We start from the raw sequence: 19314 nt of genomic DNA, 5'->3' as shown, positions 1-19314 counted from the left end.
ATGATCGGTACTGAGCGTCCCTGCTCAACGCAAAAGAACCTTAATACTTAAATTTGCGCAATAGCAGCACTGCCTCGCGACTCCGCCGGGGGTGTTTGTTGAGAAAAGTCCACCGCTCCATAAACAGTATTTATCAGGCCGGTATTCTCAAGCAATCGAGTGGCTTCTTTACGCGCCGACCAAGACGGAGCACGCCTGATGATACGTTGAGTTTGTTTGTTTGCACCAAACGCGTACCGCCTAAGGACAGTGAGCGCTTTCCCTAACGTTTTAGGTATCACGCCTTGACCGACACTTCTGACCCCCATTGAGGTGAGACGGTACAGGGATTGCGTGGTACCACCGATAGCGCTCGGAAGATTAAACATTGAAATCGCTGCTCGGCCCAAGTTCCCAAGTTTCGCTGCCGCGGTAGCCCCCTTGCTAAGCGCACCGGCGACCACGAACAAGGCACCAAATACTTCCAGCCCAAGGCCGACAGCGCCTACCAGGACGCGCCTGGGATCACCTGACAGGATCTCTTCAATATTGCCTTTGAACGGAATCAGGGTATTGATGATAAACGTATCGATGGCGTCGAACGTCGCCTGCATACGCTCGCTGGTCGTCGTGCCTTTGGCGTGCTTCAACAAAAAGTCGCGGTCTACAAGCAGCTTATCCTTCTGGAGTATGTTGATAATTTCATTGGTGCGTGGCGAAGAGTAAGAGTTCGGCATAGCCCTTGTTACGCCATCAGAGGCTTCGAGCCCTTTGAGGTGTGCCTTGATTTCAATATCAGCCGGGAGCGTCGGATGATTGCGCTTACGCATGGGAAGCGCCAACTCACTGGCGAGTGCATAAAATTTAATAGGCGATTTCATGGCGTCGACCCACTCCGGGTGCTCCACGTATGTTTTAGTCATCGGAAAGAACTCATAGCACTTGTCGCCCAATGCATGCTGAACGAAGAGGATAGGCCCCATTTTTTGCTGGGCCTGTTCCTGCGTGAGTACATTCGCCCCGACCTCCTGAAACTTAGCAGCACCAAAAACAGTAACATCACCGAACTCCAGCCTGATTTTATCTTCGACTGGCATTTCGCTCATTAGCGTTCTGGTCGACAGGACGCTGAGCTGGCTAAAGTGCCCAGTTGCGCTATTGAACGGATCATCAAACACGGTTGTTATCGGCTTCAGACGTTCGAGCATAGGCTTTAACGCCTCAAACTCTATTCGGTCCTGAGGGTCTATAAGCGTCCACTTTACCGTCTTGACGTTTTCAGGCGTCAGCACGCCCGACAGGTATAAATCCTTGATGGAAAAACCTCCGGTTATCCGCGCATTGATAGAGGGATGGGGGCTGTTCGCTGCCAACAGTGAGTCGAATAGATTGCCAGGCGGCCTGGAGGTTAGTAGGCCGATCGCTATGCTCCTAGGTTCAATGTAAAGGATGGGTTTATCAAGAAACGCAGCGTTACCAGGGCAAGCGCTCTCTAATGCCTGTTCGCCCACCTCCACACGGGTTTTAAAATTCGACCTGGCGTTATCGAAGCCACGGGCACTGGCGTTGTACGCATCAAGGCGTTGGTTGTAGGCAGTCAGCGCTACATTAATCGCCCAAGGCGAGTAATCATCCGTGACGGGGACCAGCCCCTGCGCCAGTGCCCAATCATAAATAGGCCCTGCACTTTCTACCGCTTGCAACTCTTTGTGTTCAGCCGCAATCTCCCCCAGCAAGGCGCGTGAACTGAGCTGTGCGACGCTCATGTGGCGTGAACTGCCTTGGGAAACCCCTTCCACCAAGGACGTTTGAACGCGCAAGTTGACCAGTTCCAATGTCCCCACCCGAACATCACCGGCTCCCTTCACCAAAAACTCGGGAGCGGAGGTTGCCAACAACGCGTGAGTGAGCACTGTCGCTTGGTTCAGCGGAATCTTGTTGTGGCCTGCGATGCGTTGTTCAAGTTCAGTACGTACCTCAGACAGTGTTTTTCCGGTGTTCGATACTGAGTACAGGTTGTAGCCTGCAATATGATTACGTCGCGTACCCAGTTCTGGATCAACGGTGAGTAGATCGCGGGCCAGGATCATCTGTTTACGATAGCTCGGCAAAACATCCCCGGTTGGAGAGGTGGGATCGTCTTTCAATGCCGCGAGAATAGGTTCACAACGCCTCAGCCCTGCGCCTTGAGTCAATGCCTGGCTGATGAGTTGGTCAGCCTGCTCACGTATCTGCGTGAGGGTCTTGCCTGCCCAGGGCTCCGGTGAACAATCGAGCAGCGTCAACTTCGGCGGTACACCGGTGTCGGGAGCTGATCGGCGCACCCTGAGGCGCTGGTCGCTATCCAGGCAATCCGGTGATTGCCGATCCTCCAGAAAACTCCGCGCATAGCCGCCCAATGAAGGCTCTGGTGGCAGCGGGTTGAGCTTCCAGTTCAGAATGCTCGCCAATTCGCTGACAGTAACAGTGGCCGGCAATTCGCTCGACGTTGCAAACCGCAGCATTTGCCATACGTCAGTGGTTGACTGTGAACTTATAATGTTTCCGGTTTTACATGAGTGCTGGACGGCACTCTCCAGGATTGGCGCCAAATGAGGATGGGCCAGAACTCGCGCCGTCACATTGCGCCACGATCCAGGTTTGCCGTCGGCGCTTATAAACAACTCCCTGTCCACCAGTGAAACCTTGGCTTTGGAGTCTGTGCGGTACGCGCTCAAGATCGGAGCCATCATGGGATCACGCATCAGGGGCTGCAACAGTTTGAGCCCCGACCGATTAGCAATGGCAAGTGACGACCCCGGCGTAATGCCCTGAAGAATCTTACTCAGGTCGATCTTTTCATCGCCGGGCTTGTCTTTGACTTTACCGAGCAGCGTCTTTATCAGTGCATTTTCATTTTCTACATCCATAAACTCGCGTGCTGCCAGCTTGCGTATTTCAGGTGAACGCATAGGGTCTTCCGCCACAGGCTTTACCGGAAAACCGTTAGCTTTGAGTTGTTCCGCATCTGTCTGGTTGATCGGCCAGGTAACGCCGTAGAAGGCCGCAATATCAGAGGGCCCAAATTGGGTTTGAGGATTGCCATTCAGCCCCTTCTTGTGCGGATCAAGAATTGCAGCACTGGCAATTACCTGCCGACCCAATGGCCACCAACCGGTTCCGTCAGACGGGGTAAACGTGGTGGTGATGCTTTTTTCGCCTACCAGCGATGTTACCGTCAGGGTAGTGCCCACTATCCGAAAGGTAGGCATCACGAAACGTTGCGCGCTCACCCAAGCCTGCATGGCCGGCGTGCTCCACGCCTGATTAAAAAGGCCCAGCCACTTTCCGACCGACGTCTCTGGCGACAGTTTTTGCCACTGCCAATCGTCCTGGTGCTTGTCAGCCAGCAATGTGGCAAGTTCAGCCTCGGCGTTTGTTTTCACACCCTCAACCGGCAGGTCTGATTGAGCAGTCGATGCGGACAGCCTCAGTTCACCCGGTGGAGGACTCGACTGTGGGGGGGTTCTTGAATCAAGGGCCGATAAACTCATGAAAAGTACTCCAGAGAAAGGAGTCCAATATTCTGAAAGTCGCCGACTCCGACGGGAGCGGCTTTCTCTGAAGTTTCTCATGCATCTATATGTACAAATTACCACCCGCCGACATACCCACGCCTTGTTTCAGCAAGCCGGTAACGCGTCACTTAAAATTAAACTGCGGTAGTGCCCTGGGTTCGAGCCGGACCATTTGCGGAAGGCTTTATAGAATGAGCTGACATCGGCAAAGCCCAGTCGCGCAGCGATTTCAACAAAACTGATATCGGCCTCAGCCAACCAGACAATCGCCAACTCCTTGCGCACACTGTCTTTGAGCCCCTGATAGGTCTGCCCTTCATCCGCCAGGCGGCGACGCAGGGTCGACGCTGAGATACACAAGCTGGCCGCCAGACCGTCGGTTTCCGGCCAGGTATCAGCAGGCATCTGGCGCAGGTCGTTCTTGAGGCGGGTGGCCAGGCTATCCGGGTCGCGGTATTTGACCAATATGTTGGCTGGCGCATAGGCCAGAAAACGCTTGAGTTCCTCCGGGCTGCGCTTGATCGGCAGGTCCAGGCAGTCGGCGGAAAAGATCATGCGGGTGCGCGGCCGGTCGAAGCGCAAGTTATCAGAGAACATCACCCGATAGTCGTCATAGAAGTCCGGCTGCGGGCACCGTAGCTCGATGGCAAGAATCGGGATACGCCGCCCCGCCAACCAGCAGGCGACGCCGTGCACGATCATCCAATAAGTGAAATAGGTGAATGCGCGCTTAGGCTCAGGTTCGAGCAACACGATTTCCGCCAGGCTTTGTTGGCGCACCAGTTGCGCGGGCATCTGCTCCAGCATCAAGGATAGAAAACCCAGGCCGGTTTCCAAGCTCGCGCCCAGGCTGGGCTGCGCCATCGCGGCGCCACACAGGAACGCCAGGCTACCGGACTTGAGCTTGCGCGGGTCCATGCCGAAGAACTCATCATCCCTACGCCGCGCCAACAAACGCCACAGGCGCGCGTATGCGGTGGCGGGTACCCGAGCGTCGGGCTGCTCGAGCAACGCCGGGGCGATCCCGACCTTGCTCAGCGCTTCAACCGTGGCCGCCCCTGGCGCACAGCTCTGCAGCAGGGCTTCGCGCACAAGGTGGATAGAAATGGTGTCTTTTTCCGACATGGGAAATGAGCTTTTCGGCTGTACATGAAGATGGGGTGCATCATAAGGGCGGTTGCGCTTCGCCACCACCGTTCAGCCGCAGTTCAGCAAACCTCAACAATGGCTGTTTAGTAATGAGTATCATTATGTTACAAATTACCATCCTCTCCAGTCTCGATGCGGTGCCGAATGCTCGTTCCCTTTCTAATCATGCTGCGCGAAGGCATTGAAGCCGCATTGATCGTTGGCATCATCGCCAGTTACCTGCAGCAAACCGGCCGCGGCCAGTGGATGCCTGCAGTGTGGATCGGCGTATTTCTGGCTGCCGCCCTGGCCCTGCTGGTCGGCGGTGGCCTGGAACTGGTCAGCGCGGAGTTCCCGCAAAAACAACAGGAACTGTTCGAAGGTGTGGTCGGCCTGGTGGCCGTGGGCATTCTCAGTTCCATGGTGTTCTGGATGCGTAAAGTGGCGCGGTCCATCAAACACTCCCTGCATGAATCCCTCGACCACGCGTTGGCCGGCTCCAAACACCAAGTGATTGCACTGATCGCGATGGTGTTTTTCGCCGTGGCCCGCGAAGGCCTGGAAACGGTGTTCTTCCTGCTCGCAGTGTTCCAACAAAGCGAAGGACCGGGCGCGCCGATTGGCGCCCTGCTCGGCCTGATCCTGGCGATCATCGTCGGTTTCCTGATCTACACCGGCAGCATGCGCTTGAACCTGGGTGCTTTTTTCCGCTGGACCGGCCTGTTCATCCTTGTGGTCGCCGCCGGCATTCTCGCCAATTCGGTGCAGGCCCTGCACGAAGCCGGGGTGTGGAACCACTTGCAAACCGTCTTGTTCGATTTCAGCGCAATACTGCCGATGGATGGCCCATTGGGCTCGGTGCTGGCCGGGATGTTCGGCTATCAGGATGCGCCGACCGTCAGCACCTTGGGCGCCTATCTGATTTACCTGGTGGTAGCTCTGGTGATGTTCTTCCTGCCTTCGGCCCCACCCAAGCCTGTCGTCAAAACCTCTCCCGTTTCCAGCCAGTAAGGACCGTCTCTTGTCCAACCCAACCCCTCAACCGGCTCCGCCCTCCCGCGCCTTGCGCTGGGCGGTGGCGGGCTCGGTAGTCGTGATGATCGCCGCCGGTGCGCTGTTCTATTACGCCTCGCAATTGGCCGCTGCCAAACGCCAGACCCACCCCAATGAAATCGCCGTGACGATTCACGCTCACGCCTGTGAGCCTAACGAACTGAGCGTACCTGCCGGGCGCGCGAGCTTTCGTATCATCAACCGCTCCGACCGAGCGGTGGAATGGGAAATCCTCGACGGCGTGTTGGTGATCGAGGAGCGCGAAAATATCGCTCCGGGCTTGAGCCAAGTGATCAACGCCAACCTGTTACCCGGTGACTATACGATCACCTGCGGCCTGCTGAGCAACCCGCGCGGTACGTTGCACGTAACACCAACTGCGGAGTCCGACGCCCAGGCCAAGGCCAAACCGTCGATGGTGGCTTTTATCGGCCCACTGTCAGAGTTTCGCGTGTACCTGAGTGGCCAAGGCAGTGCACTGGTCAAGGCCGTGACTGCGCTGCAGCAAGCCATAGAGGCCGGCGACCTGGCTCAGGCGCAGGCACTCTATGTGCCAGCACGTGAGGCCTACCAGCGCCTCGCACCCGCGTCGCAACGCCTGGCCGAGCTGGATAACGCGATCAACGCCCGCGCCGACTATTTTGAAAAACGCGAGCAAGATCCCGCCTTCATTGGCTTCCACCGCCTCGAATACAGCCTGTTCCAACAGCGCAGCCTGGATGGCCTGGCCCCCGTTGCCCAGCGCCTGGTCACCGACGTCAACAGCCTCAAACAACAACTGCTGGCCCAGTCGCTGCCACCCGAGCAACTGGTGAGCATTGTGGTGCGCAACCTCAACAGCCTGGCGGATGCACGTGCCGCCAGTGGCGAAGAGGAACGCTACAGCCATATCGACTTGAACGGTTTTGCCGCCAACCTGGAAGCCGCCCACAAGGTGGTGGAGTTGATGCGCCCGTTGTTGACCAAGTCCGCTGCTGACTTGCAACCAAAAATCGACAACGCCCTCGCCGCCTTCGATGCCGAATTGAAGGGTTTGAACGTCGACGGTCAGTTTATCCGCTACGACAGCGTCACGGCCGATCAGCGCAAGCAGATCGCCGAAAAGGCCAAGGCTCTGGCCGTTGCACTCGATGGAATCGACCCCGCCCTTGGCCTCTCCGGCCTGCAGTGAAGACGACCTACAACATGAGTGATTCAGAACAGTTTTGCACAACGCGTCGCCGTGTCCTGCTGGGCATGGCGGCCACCGGGGCAGCGATTGCCGGCAGCAGCCTGAGCTGCCCGGCCATGGCGGCTGCCGCCGAGCAAGTCACCACCGCACCGCGCAGTGACAAAACCCAGGACCACCATGACTTTTTCGGCAAGCACCAGAGCGGCATCGTCACCCCACGCCCAGCCTGCGGCATGGTGGTAGCGTTCGATGTACTGGCCAGCGACCGTGAAGACCTGGAGCGCCTGTTCCGTACCCTGAACGAGCGCATTGCGTTCCTGATGACCGGCGGCGCCGTTGCGCAAGTCGACCCGAAACTGCCGCCTACCGACTCCGGTATTCTTGGCCCGGTGGTCACACCCGACAACTTGACCATCACCGTGTCCGTTGGCGAATCGCTGTTCGATGAGCGCTTCGGTCTCACCGCCGTCAAACCCAAGCGCCTGAGCCGTATGGTCGGTTTCCCGAACGATGCGCTGGAACCCGCACAGTGCCACGGCGACCTAAGCCTGCAGTTCAGCTCGAACACCCCGGACACCAATATCCACGCCCTGCGCGACATCGTGAAGAACCTGCCGGACCTGTTGCTGGTGCGCTGGAAACAAGAAGGCAGCGTACCGCCCCAGGCGCCCGCCAAGCCTGGCGAACCTGCGCAGAGCGCGCGCAACTTCCTCGGCTTTCGTGACGGTTCGGCCAACCCGAACTCCAACGACGATAAGGCCATGGACCAGATTGTCTGGGTACAACCGGGCAGCGATGAACCCGCCTGGGCCGCCAATGGCAGCTACCAGGCTGTGCGCATCATCCGCAACTTCGTCGAACGCTGGGACCGTACCCCGCTGCAAGAGCAGGAAAGCATCATTGGCCGCGTCAAACCCACGGGCGCACCGATGGATGGCCACACAGAAACCCAGGTGCCTGATTACAGCAAGGACCCGCAAGGCAAATTGACCAAGCTCGATGCCCACATCCGCCTGGCCAACCCGCGCACCCCGCAGACTCAGGCCAACCTGATCCTGCGTCGGCCGTTCAACTACTCCAACGGCGTCAACAAAAACGGTCAGTTGGACATGGGGCTGTTGTTCATCTGCTACCAAGCGGACCTGGAGAAAGGCTTTATCAGCGTGCAAACCCGGCTCAACGGCGAGCCCCTGGAGGAATACCTCAAGCCAGTCGGCGGCGGGTACTTCTTCACCTTGCCGGGCGTCACGGGGCCTAAGGATTTCATCGGGCGCGCGCTGCTCGCTGCAACGCACCATCAAACCACTGCCAACACCTAAAACACACCAGAGCGAAAACGTCCCATGAAGAAGTCGACTATCGCGTTGTCGTTGTTAATGACCCTGGCGCCGCTGACAGCGTTCGCCGCTACCGCGCCACTGGACCTGGTAGGCCCGGTCTCGGACTACAAAATCTATGTCACCGAAGAAATCGGTGAGCTGGTCAACCAGACCAAGGCGTTCACCGACGCCATCAACCAAGGCGACCTCGCCGCTGCCAAGAAGCTCTACGCGCCAACCCGCATGCACTATGAATCCATCGAGCCGATCGCCGAGTTGTTCAGCGACCTCGACGCGTCCATTGACTCACGCGTGGACGACCACGAAAAAGGCGTGACCGCCGAAGACTTCACCGGCTTCCACCGCATCGAGTACGTGCTGTTCTCGCAGAACACTACCCAAGGCTTGGAAAGCCTGACCGCCAAGCTCAACACCGACGTCAACGACCTGAAAACCCGTGTCGACGGTCTCACTTTCCCGCCTGAGAAAGTGGTCGGCGGTGCCGCCGCGCTGCTGGAAGAAGTCGCCGCCACCAAGATCTCCGGTGAGGAAGATCGCTACAGCCACACAGACCTGTATGACTTCCAAGGCAACATCGACGGCGCGAAGAAAATCGTTGACCTGTTCCGTGGCCAGATCGAGAAACAAGACAAGGCTTTCCTGGCCAAAGTCGACAAGAACTTCGCCGCCGTTAACAAGGTCTTGGCCAAGTACAAGACCCAGGATGGCGGCTTTGAGACCTATGACAAAGTGAAGGAAAACGACCGTAAGGCCCTGGTGGGTCCGGTCAACACCTTGGCTGAAGACCTGTCGACCCTTCGCGGTAAGTTGGGCTTGAACTGAACCAATCCCGTGCCATGTGCGCTGTTGGCGTATGCATGGCTCGGGCTTCAGCAACGGGTGTGTTCTATACGCTCGTCGCGCTCAGCGGTTTATACCCCGGCATCGGCGTGCCTAACGGCAAGCCAGTGGCTGGGTTAGTCGCATACCAATACTCACCGACCTGCACCGCGTTAACGGGCACGTCATTATTGTGCCCGTTGTGAGTGGCAGGCTGCTCGCCGTCAGCCTGAGCGGTTTGGTTTTTTTTCAACGCCTCTCTCGTATTGAAGAACGTGCGCATCTTTTCCTCTACAGACCACAGAGTCGTCGTCAACGGTGGTTTCAGCCCCTTGCTCGACAGCTTCGGAAGCGCAACGAGCCCTCTCGTAGCACCCACCATAATTTTTGCCGTGCCAGCAAACGGGTTCAGGAAGCCGTTGACGACGCGTACGCCGCTTTCCAGTACCTGCATAGACTTGGCGCCGAAGGGCGCAAGGACCTTTGTGGCTTTGGCAAAAGCCTTCAAGGTTGACCCTGCCCCTCCTAGAAACGCGCCGGCCGTATCGAGAAGCAGCCCTTTTGTACCGTCGACAATGTTGCCCTCTGCCAGGTCCATGATTGCGCCTACAAAGGGGATCATACTCAGCAGAATACGATCATTGTTCTTCAATACCTCGCGCTGTTGCTCCAACGGCAACTCGCCGTGGGCGATCTTCAACACGCTGTCGCGATGATGAACAAAATTACCCTGCATGATCCGGTCGACAATCGCCTCGGTTCGTTCCGAGAAAAAACTCTCGGGTACAACAGTTCCTTCATCTCCCGGCACAGGCGGCGGTGCGCTGAAGGTATCACCCAACTGTTCGATAATGATGCCCTTCGACTTCGCATCAGGCCTGGGCAAAGCGTCAGTGCTGTAGGCCGTAAAATCAATCGACACCTCGTCCCCAACATGCCGTTGAGTGTTTCCGCGCACCCACGAAATTAAAGTAGGAGGGGGAGGTATCACGGCGCCTCCCAGCTTCAATTTACCCACCAGGTCGTCGCGCTCGACGATCAGCATCTTGTCCGGGAACACCTCTAAAACGTAGCTCACACCGAGGTGTTTGCACGTTATCAATGAACCTTTTCGCCCGCGTCGCTCGTCCACCTGCTCAGGTGTCAGGTGCGCGCTGGCCGAGTCTGGTACGTTCTCACGCAAGGCAAGTACTTGGACAGTCCCAAATTCCAGGGCCTGGCGAACAGGCAGTGACAGGTTCGAAATCATCCGCTTTGTAAAGACGCTCAAAGCAAGCTTGAGGCCGCTCAGATAAGTATCGACTTCAGCGGACAAGTGGGTCTCAAGATTCGGCAGATTGGCGACCCTGGCATTCAAGTCCTTAACGTTTTCGTCGATAGCCTCCTGCTCTTTCTTGCTAAAGCCTCGGTTGAAATCAAACGGCGTTATCTGCTTAGCGGGCGTCGGTATCGGCTCCCCTGGCTGCAACAGCATCCACTGATTCTTGGTCAGGTCGTCGGTCATGTACGTCTCTACCAGAGAGCGAGTTTGCGGCTCCGACGACTTCGAGTTGCGGATCTTGTCACGGTCTGCGGTGTGCACCCTCATAGCCAGCAATTGTTTAACGCTGTACTCGGGAAACACCCCTTTCAAATTCTGGATCGCCAGGTTTTCTCGAGTAGGCAACGGCTCATTGAAATGTGTAAAGGCACTGAGAAGTTGATTGCGTTGGGCGGTGAAGGCTTCAGTGGAGTCCTGATGCATCTGTGGTGTATATAGACCGTCCGCCGGCTGGCTGTAGACCCCTTGCATTAAGCCCCAATCCAGCAATGCATCGACGCCATAGTTATCGAGCACAGCGGCCTCTTCCGGCGTGCGGGGGCCCAACCGGGTGAGACTAATGAGGTCTTTGTAGCTCATGACACGTGATGTCCCCGGCCCACCCAGGTTCTCGGCAATTGCAACACCCAGGCGTAAGTCTGCCCACTCCAGGGTGCCTACGCGCAGGGTGGTGGGCGTGTCCCGAACAAGAAACTCAGGCGCCACACTTGCCAGGAAGAGATGGCTTACAAGCGGCGCGGCTTTGGGGTTGAGCAGTGGGTTTTTCTTCAATTGGGTTTCGATTTTCGCACGCACCTCGGCCAGGCTGCGCCCGCTGTTGCCCGGCTGATAAATATCGTAGCCGGCGATGGTCCCCGCACGCCCAGGGGCGTCAGGATCAATCTGTAGCTTGATGGCGGCGATTAACCATTGCCTGCGTTCAGCGTCCGACATCTGTGTGGTGCCAGATGCCCCGTGGTAACCCTGCTCCTGGGCAAACATTTCGCCCCAATGTAACGTCTGCTCGTGACTGAGCAACTGACCGAGAAAACGATCAGCTTCAGTGCGCAGCACGTTGGATGAGTACCGATCCAGAAGACTATTCTCAACATCCAGCGCGGCCAGTAGGTTATAGGCGCTGGATTTTTTCGGATCCTCACGATTGTTCAATTGGATCAAATAGTTTTTGTCGGCGTCAGACATGCTTCCCGGCGACCATTTTTTTGATAAAAGGTCGGAGGTGTAATTCCCATAAAGTGGCGGCGATGGCAAAGCTGCCTTGAGCCAGCACACGGCATTACGCAACTCGCCTGCCGTCTTGGGCAGCGGCAACCCATAGGTTTGCAAAACGTCACCGATCGGTGCGTTGCCGGTCGCATCGCGGACCAGCGCCGAGGTGCTGCTGAGCTGTACCTTCAGATCGGCCAGTGATACCTCTTCGTCATCCGCCTTGTCTGCAATAAGGTGTGTCAGGGTGCTTGCCAAGTGGGCGCGATCATCCAGGTCATCAATGATGTGCCTTGCCGTTTGCACCCGACTTTCCAGCGCAGCCCTGTCGGCCATTGTCAGCTCATGTCCAGACTGTGTCATATTGGCCGTGTTGACGGAAGACGGGGTCGAATACCATCGCAGAACCGAGTCAAGAGGCAATGTATCGGCGTCCTGGTGAACGTACGGCAAGCCCTTGCCCTCGGAATCGAGTGCTTGCACAGCGGCGCGCAACTTTGCACTGACTTGCCACCAACCCGAAAAATCATGGGTGGTAAAGGTTTGCACGCTGCTCACACCGCTTTTGGTTACGCTGCCGCTGACAGAGTCCGGCCTAACCACCAGCGATGACAGCACAATGCCTTTGCTCTGGAACCACGCCCGCAACTCTGGCGAATTCAACGCGCGTCGGTAAGCATCAAAGAGCGGAAAAATGGTTGCTGCGGGCTGCAGCTGGACTTTCCTGTGTGCAGCATGACGCGTGTTCGGCTCGTCGCGCTTTTCGAGCAACCAACGATCGGCGGCTGCAGACGCTTCGGTTGAAGGCGTCGGTAAGGGCTGAAGTGTCCACGGGGAGTTCTGCACGGTGATCGAGGCAGGGCTGCGCTTGGCGCGGGTCGCGGTTTCGGATGAAGGATTCGCGACAGACGCTTGTGCGAAAGGCAACACCGATGGAGTTACCCCGCGCCCCTGTTGGCTGAGACTGATGTTCGGCATGTTCAATTTCTCTCTACCAATGGGAGGTAATAGCTCTTGTCCATAAGAACCGCCAACGAAGAGCCTACGAAGGAACACCAAGAACATGTGCAGGAAAACTCTCAATGCATTGAGGGGATTATCGTTGGCAGAAAACCCTCAAGAAGCCCGAGCTGAATCAGGCGCGTGGTCGACTTCCTCAGAGGACGTTTACCGCTCTGGTTTGTTTTTTGCGGCGGTGGAGTGCATGCCCGGTGGCCGATAAACGTTTAATCTACAGTAGCGCCGGGCTTGCCCTCTCACGCGGGGAGCGTGGCCGTCGGTTTAAAGTCAGACAATGGCGTGGCATCCGCCTTACCCGTTTGTAGGTTTATCGCATACCAAAAACCATTGATCTGAGACGCAACGACGGCTAGCCCCTGGCTGGTTCCGGCCACACCTGTTTGCTGAGACCCTGGTGCGGGGTCAAACCCACCTGCCAACCAGTAAGCCCTCAGCTTCTCCTCAGCGACGACCACGTGTGGCGCTGCGCCGTTGAGCTTCGACGTGCTCACATGTGCCAAGCTTTTCAGCCCCTTGGCCCCGGCATTCACTAGGTCCACATAGCCGTCCGCCGGGTTCATTGCCGCACTCCCTAACAACGCTGATTCCCTGATAAAGTTAAAGGCCCTGTCGCTGAAACTCGCCACTGGCTTTGTCCACGCGATTTTGGGGGTGAGCGGCGCGACTGTACTTCCCAGCCTGCGAACGATGCCACCTATCGGGTTGGGCGTGAGTGCCTTAGTCGCGCGTATCAACGTTCGGACCTGACCGCCTGCGCCAATGATCAGCCCACCCACGTCAAGCGTCAGGGCGAACATCCCCGCGCCAATATTTCCGTTTGAGAACTCCTGATAAGCCCCCAGGAATGGCACGAGCCCCTTCAATATTGCCTTGTCACGTGCGAGGTCTTTTCGTTTTTCCTCCAGGGGTAATGTGCCCTTGGCTCTCTGCAGCAGGGCCTCATCGCTTTCATATAAATTGTGCTCGGCAATAAGCGTCACTATGCTTTGGGTCTTTGCTGATGCAAAGGTATTAGTCGGGCCAGTGTCCAGCCCGCTGCTGGCCGTTGCCGTAGCGCCGATAATCGGCGTGCCGATGCTTTCAATGATAACGCTGGAGGAGACATTCGGCCTTGGCGCAGTACCATTCTTGTAGGCGTCCAAGTCCAAATTGACGCTGAACCCACGCGAAGCAAACTTCTGGTAACGGTTATTCCAGTAGTCAGTATTGGGTCTGCCAGTAAGGACATCGCCCAGTCGCAGCTGTTCAGGAAGATCGTTGCGCTTGATGATTTTCCCATTCGCAAACACTTCGAAATAACACACCCGTGTGTCCAGCTCGACCCTCATCAAGGTGCCTTGCCGCCCTCTAGCCGCCTGCACATCGTCGCTGGTCTGATCGGACGGAGACAACCCAGTCTCCCCGCGCACGGTGTACAAACTGACGATGCTTTGAGGGTTGTTCAAAAGCTCACGATCGGTCTGTGGGAGCTGGGAAAACATGAGTTTTAGCTGGGTAGCGTAGGCTTTCTTGAGCGTAGCGGTGTGCGCATCGACTGAAGCTTTGAGCATAGACTCCATATTGGGCAGTCGACCAATCCGCTCATCAAGTTCTGCGCACTTATCGGCCGGTGCCTCGACTTCCAGGTTTGTTTGAAAGGGGCTAGTTCGGGGTGTCATCAGCGCTTGCGGCATATCGCTTCTGAGTACCCACTTGCCAGGTATCAGATCGCCCGTCATGTAGGTTTGTATCAGCGAGCGTGTACGCGGCTCGGATATAGACATATTGCGTCGAGCATTGGTATCGGCAATCAATACATTCATGCCTTCCAACTGGCTGCGCGTGGTTCCCGGAAATACCTTGAGCAATTCCCTGATCGCCAGGGCCTCTCGTGACGGTATCTCTGCCACGGCATTCAACGCGTCGCTAACCTCTTTACGCTGTTTGAAAAACGCTTCGCTGGCGGTCTTGACCGACGACACGGTATGTTCTCGTTTCGATGCAGCGAGAATCACACCATTGAGTACCGCCCAATCCAGCAAGATCTTTATGGCCCCCAGCTTCATCAAACTTGCCTGCCCCTCGCTAGTGGGGGCCAGCGTAGTCAGATCGCTGATCTGCTCTTCGTTCATCATGCGGCTCGTGCCTGGCGCTTTGAGATTCGCCATCTCACATCCCAGGCGCAGTTCCATCCAGGCCGGCGTGCCGATAAGTATTTCGTCAGGCACCTCCTTTACCAGAAATTCGGGCGCCGCCTGTGCAAGAAGAATCTGGGCCGTCAGCACCGCGAGTCTATGCTCAAGCCCCCGATTAACATGCAAGTGTCTCACCAGATCCCCACGGACTGCGGTGAAGGTACGGCCCATATTTTTCGGTTGGTAAAGGTTATAGCCAGCAACGTGGCCTGGTTTTGCAGGCTCCCCCTGCTGTGCATACAAAGTTAGCGCGGCGGTGACCAGTTGTTGGCTAACCCTCTTGGGCACTGGCGAACCTTGCCATTTGAGTATTCGCGCCAGTTGTTGACCGTAGCGCAGGGCATCGGTGCTGTTGAGGAATTGTTCCAGGTGCTCTGCCGGGTTCTGCTCCAGCACCTCTTGAGTTGCGTTATTCAGGTATTCAAAACTTTCAGGGTTTGATCCAGCCCAACACTTGTCGGCCTCAGCCTTGAGGGTGACTCTATCGCCGGATGTCAATTTGCCGGGTGCCCACGGTTCTTCAATAAGACCGGCGTAATCGCCCAGGGCGGGCGCGGGTGGCAAGGCAGTGCGCAGCCATCGCACAACGTTGCGCGTCTCGCCAGCAGTGCGTGGCGAACCCAACCCTTTATGATCCAAGAGCTGGCGGATGTCGTAAGCAGGCACCGAATACAAAGCGTTTCCTCGGTCCTGACTCAGTGCGATCAACTGGCGAAGCTCAAGTTTCAGACTGCTGACTTCAGTGACATGTCTCGTAAGGTCCAGCCAATGCCCATCCGGCGTCTGGTGTTCGAATTTACCCTCCGACACCCGGAAAGGCTTGCCTGGCCAAAACGAGCCTGTTTTTTCCAATAGCGTGCGCAGCGCAGTCGACTCGGTAAACCGTCGAAGATGTTCTCGCGCCGCATCATCGCCCACGACCAGCGGTGAACTGGCCGACGGTTGCACCTGATGCTCTGACCAATCCCTGGGCCTATCATCAGGCACGTTCTTGAGCTGACTCTCCAGATAGTTGGCCAGGTAGGCGCGTTCATCCAGGTCACCGATATCTTGCCGCAATGCCTCCAAACCGCTGTTGATTCGCTGATAGTTTGCGGCGGGCATCGTCAACCCGGTGTTCTGCAACTGCGCTATCAGCCCTTCTCGGCCTCCAGTAGGGTTCTGCGGCAAACCGTAAGCCTGCAAGGCCACCGAGGTAGCCACCCATGACTCTCCTTCTGGCAGGTAATACATACCCTCGTCCGCAGGGTCCAGCAAATCCCTGATCATGCGCAGCTTGGCGCTCACTTGCCACCACCCGGAATCGTCAGACGTTGTGAAGGTCGCGTCCTTACGCACACCGTCACGTTCGACAACGCCGCTGATGCTGTCCTTGTGCAGCATCAGCCCTTCGGGTTTTAACCCTTTGCTGTTGATCCACGCTTGTAGCTCCGGCTGGGCCAGGACCTCTCGGTAAACATCAAGAGCGGACGACAAGGACGTGCCTTGCGGGACTTCTATAATGCTATAACCCGTTCGCAATCCGCGGATCAAGGATTTACCGAAATGGGTATCGACAGACGCACGGTCCGGGTTCTCCGGCCTTGAGGAAGGTAGCGTCCAATGCGCTGGCGAAGGCGGCAGGGTGTTGGCCAGCGCGCTGGCGGCCGTGGAGACTTGCTCACGCGTGCCAGGGTACCCCAGGCCGCAAAACGCTAGGAACTGACGCGCATCGTACATAGGCTGTGAGTACAGCGTGTTTCCGACTGATTGACTCTTCTCTACGAGTTGCTTGAATTGCGAATCGAGGGCTCTGATCGCGAGCTTTTCCGCAGGGCTGCCACCTACTCCGACTTTGCTGATTTCATCCTCTAGAAAAACCCCCAGAGAAAACCACTGATTATCGCGCTGGCGTATTTGAAGGTCCCCATCAAACACCCTGTAGATTTGATCCTCGCCACCATAGCCAAGCTTTTCAATGAATGTCTTGAACGCCGGCATCGCCAACCACTTGGCAAAGGATTCACGCAACACCCGACTTTTTTGCGCCAGCGTCGACGCTGGCCGTACCGCGGCAAGTTGGTCGCCCAGGTTCGGTGTTTCCCCCTCTGCCGCGTCATTCATCAACTTATGCAGTTGAGAAGTCAGGCTCGTCCGGGCATCAATGTCACTGATTTTCTGCTGGAGCTGCCCAAACTGCTGCCGCCAAACAAAGTATTTCCGGTCGGTTAGCGCCGGCCAGCCTACCGTATTAAGTAATATGCCTAACGGTGCTGTGTTTTCATCCGCGAGGGGGGGGCGCAAACCGTAAAAATTAAATACTGCATCTAAATCCAGGAATCGCCGCGTTATTTTATCGGGCAGCAACACCCCGCAAGACTGAGGCGACAGCATGTTCGCCGCCTCTGTCAATTTAGCCCCGACCTCGTTCCAACCTGAGGTGTCGGTAGCGGTGAATCTTCGCTTGACCTTTTCACCGTTGATCAAGACCGTGCCTTCAACCCCGTCACTGAAAACGCGTACTGTCGATACATCCAAACCCTTGGCCTCAAACCAGGCCTGCACCTGAGGTTCCTGAGCAGCATAGGTGAACGCATCAATGAAAGGCCTGATAGAGGCGTTTTGAGGAAACGGGTCGTCTTTAATCACGTCGCTGATCAGCCACAGAGTGAGCACTTTTTGCAGCTCTATATCTGCTCTCTTCGCGTCTGCATCCTGCGCAAAGGCCTGGCTGATAAGCCCGACGTCGGCCAGGGGCGTGGAGTTTTGCGACGAATTTTCGCGCTTGTGGCGAACAGAGGCTTGTTCAAACTTGGCCTGCGTCAACTGCCCATCACGTCGGCGCGCTAATCCTGCACTGAATGCGTGTGGGGTTTCGCCGGAACGGTCCTGGAGCGTTGGCGCAACCGGAGAACGAGGTTCAGATTCAGCTGCGTGTTCTGTTGGAACGAATAAAGGCGTGGACGCCGGAAGCGTACCCAATGTAGACATTTCAAGTTCTCTTCACGGTTAAACGTAAGAGTTCTTGTCCTTAAGAACAGTTAACCGCAAGCCTACGAAGCGGCGCCTGTTTAGCCTGTAGGCATATTCTGAACAAGGCGTTTAGCCCAATTACAAAATACGGTAAAGCAACCGCTCAATCCGCACCCGACTCACCCGCCGCAAAAACTTACCCACTGCTTGCGGATAATCCACCAGCGTCTGCAACTGCTGGTAACGCTCGATGCGCGTGGTGTACTGGAAAATTTGCGCAAGCTCCGTACGCCGTGGCTCCAGCCACTGGCCTTGCGGGTCATCAATCAGCACGGCGTTTTCCAGGTCCAGGCGGAACGCCCTCGGGTTGAGGTTGTTGCCGGTGAGCAAGGTGTAGCGCTGGTCGACCCACATACCTTTGAGGTGATAGGTGTTGTCGCCGTCGCGCCACAGGTGCAGGTTCAACTGGCCAGCTTCAATCATTGGCTGATGGCGCTTGGCGAAACGGCGCAGGCTGATTTCATAAAGGTAAGGCAGCGCCGCGATCACCTTGAATGGCTCGCTGGGCGGGATGTAAAAGTCGTTGGCGGTTTTGTCGCCGACGATGATGTCGACCTTCACGCCGCGTGCCAGGGCGCGGTTGATTTCACGGGTCACCGGCAGTGGCAGGTTGAAGTACGGCGTGCAGATGGTCAGCTGATGCTGGGCGCTGGCGATCAATTCGAGGATCACTCGGTTCAGCGGGTTGTTCTTGCCGACACCAAGCAACGGGCTCACCGACAGGTGGCCGTTGGGCAACAGCCCGGTGGTGGTGTCGTAGGCAGCATGCTTGAGGCGGCTGCGCAGGTCGCCGATGTCGTTGCGCAGGCTGCGGGTGGTAGGCGGATTGGGCAGGTCCAGGCGATGTACCGCCTTGGAGGTGATCAGGCCGTGCTCCACCAAGTGCTGCATTGAATCAGCCAGTGGTTGGCTATGGATCAGGTGATAACGGTCGTAGCGGTACTTGTCGAACTTATGCAGGTAAACGTTGTTCAGGCTGGCGCCGCTGTACAGCACGCTGTCGTCGATCACGAAGCCCTTGAGGTGCAACACGCCGAACAGTTCGCGGGTCTGCACCGGCACACCGTACACCGGCACCTCACTGGCGTGGGATTGAGTCATGGCCTGATACCAGGCGCTGTTGCCCGGCTGCTTACCGGCGCCGATCAACCCGCGCTGGGCGCGGAGCGAGTCGACCACCACCACAATGTCAAGTTCGGGGCGTGCGGCCTTGGCAGCGTGCAAGGCGTCATAGATCTCCTGGCCCGCTTCGTCCTGCTGCAGGTACAGCGCGACAATGTAGATACGCCGCGTGGCCTGGGGGATTTTTTCCAGCAGGCAACGACGAAACGCAGCGGCGCCAGCCAGCACCTCGATGGCCTCGGGAGTCAGTGGAAAACCGCGCAGTTTAGGCAACAGGGAGCGTTTGAAGAACGACGGCATAAGGCTCGCAATGGGTCGAATCCGAAGAGGCCCAGAGCTTACACCATGGGGCTGCTCAGGTCTCGCTGGTAAACAGCTGAAAAGCCACTTGACCAAGAAGAACGATCATTCT

The 19314-nt window shown here is 56.9% G+C and carries 9 protein-coding genes; 4 read left to right on the top strand and 5 right to left on the bottom strand.

The genetic code is table 11. The features are described from left to right. Positions 1-47: 47 nt before the first annotated feature. Positions 48-3512: a hypothetical protein gene (locus tag FW764_RS00190; RefSeq protein WP_446432189.1), complete on the bottom strand. Its 3465-nt coding sequence runs from the start codon at positions 3510-3512 to the stop codon at positions 48-50. Between the two features lie 129 nt (positions 3513-3641). Beyond that, complete coding sequence (locus tag FW764_RS00185) at positions 3642-4661, bottom strand: AraC family transcriptional regulator (protein ID WP_446432188.1); 1020 nt, start codon at positions 4659-4661, stop codon at positions 3642-3644. A gap of 168 nt (positions 4662-4829) precedes the next feature. Between FW764_RS00185 and efeU the strand changes: the two genes are divergently transcribed. Genes efeU through efeO (FW764_RS00165) form a run of 4 tightly spaced genes read left to right on the top strand, consistent with a single transcriptional unit; the run spans position 4830 to position 9050 of the window. Further along, positions 4830-5675, top strand: a complete 846-nt coding sequence (gene efeU, locus FW764_RS00180) for an iron uptake transporter permease EfeU (RefSeq protein WP_446432187.1) — start codon at positions 4830-4832, stop codon at positions 5673-5675. A 10-nt stretch (positions 5676-5685) separates the two neighbouring features. Then, on the top strand, positions 5686-6888 hold the full coding sequence (gene efeO, locus FW764_RS00175; protein WP_446432186.1) for an iron uptake system protein EfeO: 1203 nt from the start codon (positions 5686-5688) through the stop codon (positions 6886-6888). Positions 6889-6902: 14 nt separating this feature from the next. Then, complete coding sequence (gene efeB, locus FW764_RS00170; protein ID WP_446432185.1) at positions 6903-8207, top strand: iron uptake transporter deferrochelatase/peroxidase subunit; 1305 nt, start codon at positions 6903-6905, stop codon at positions 8205-8207. Between the two features lie 24 nt (positions 8208-8231). After that, the gene (gene efeO, locus FW764_RS00165; RefSeq protein ID WP_446432184.1) at positions 8232-9050 is read left to right on the top strand and encodes an iron uptake system protein EfeO; all 819 of its coding nucleotides are present in this window, start codon (positions 8232-8234) and stop codon (positions 9048-9050) included. A gap of 64 nt (positions 9051-9114) precedes the next feature. On the opposite strand, the gene FW764_RS00160 is transcribed toward efeO (FW764_RS00165), so the two are convergent. From FW764_RS00160 to pssA, 3 genes are all read right to left on the bottom strand, one after another. Continuing rightward, positions 9115-12552, bottom strand: coding sequence for a hypothetical protein (locus tag FW764_RS00160; protein WP_446432183.1), 3438 nt, complete (start codon positions 12550-12552; stop codon positions 9115-9117). A 278-nt stretch (positions 12553-12830) separates the two neighbouring features. Next, positions 12831-17738 (bottom strand): hypothetical protein, encoded by a 4908-nt coding sequence (locus tag FW764_RS00155; RefSeq protein WP_446432182.1) that lies wholly within the window; start codon positions 17736-17738, stop codon positions 12831-12833. 120 nt (positions 17739-17858) lie between these two features. Further along, positions 17859-19202, bottom strand: coding sequence for a CDP-diacylglycerol--serine O-phosphatidyltransferase (gene pssA / locus FW764_RS00150; RefSeq protein WP_446432181.1), 1344 nt, complete (start codon positions 19200-19202; stop codon positions 17859-17861). Positions 19203-19314: the final 112 nt, after the last annotated feature.

It is taken from the genome of Pseudomonas sp. 1152_12 (genome assembly GCF_052850675.1).
This window is presented reverse-complemented; position numbering and strand designations above follow the sequence as displayed.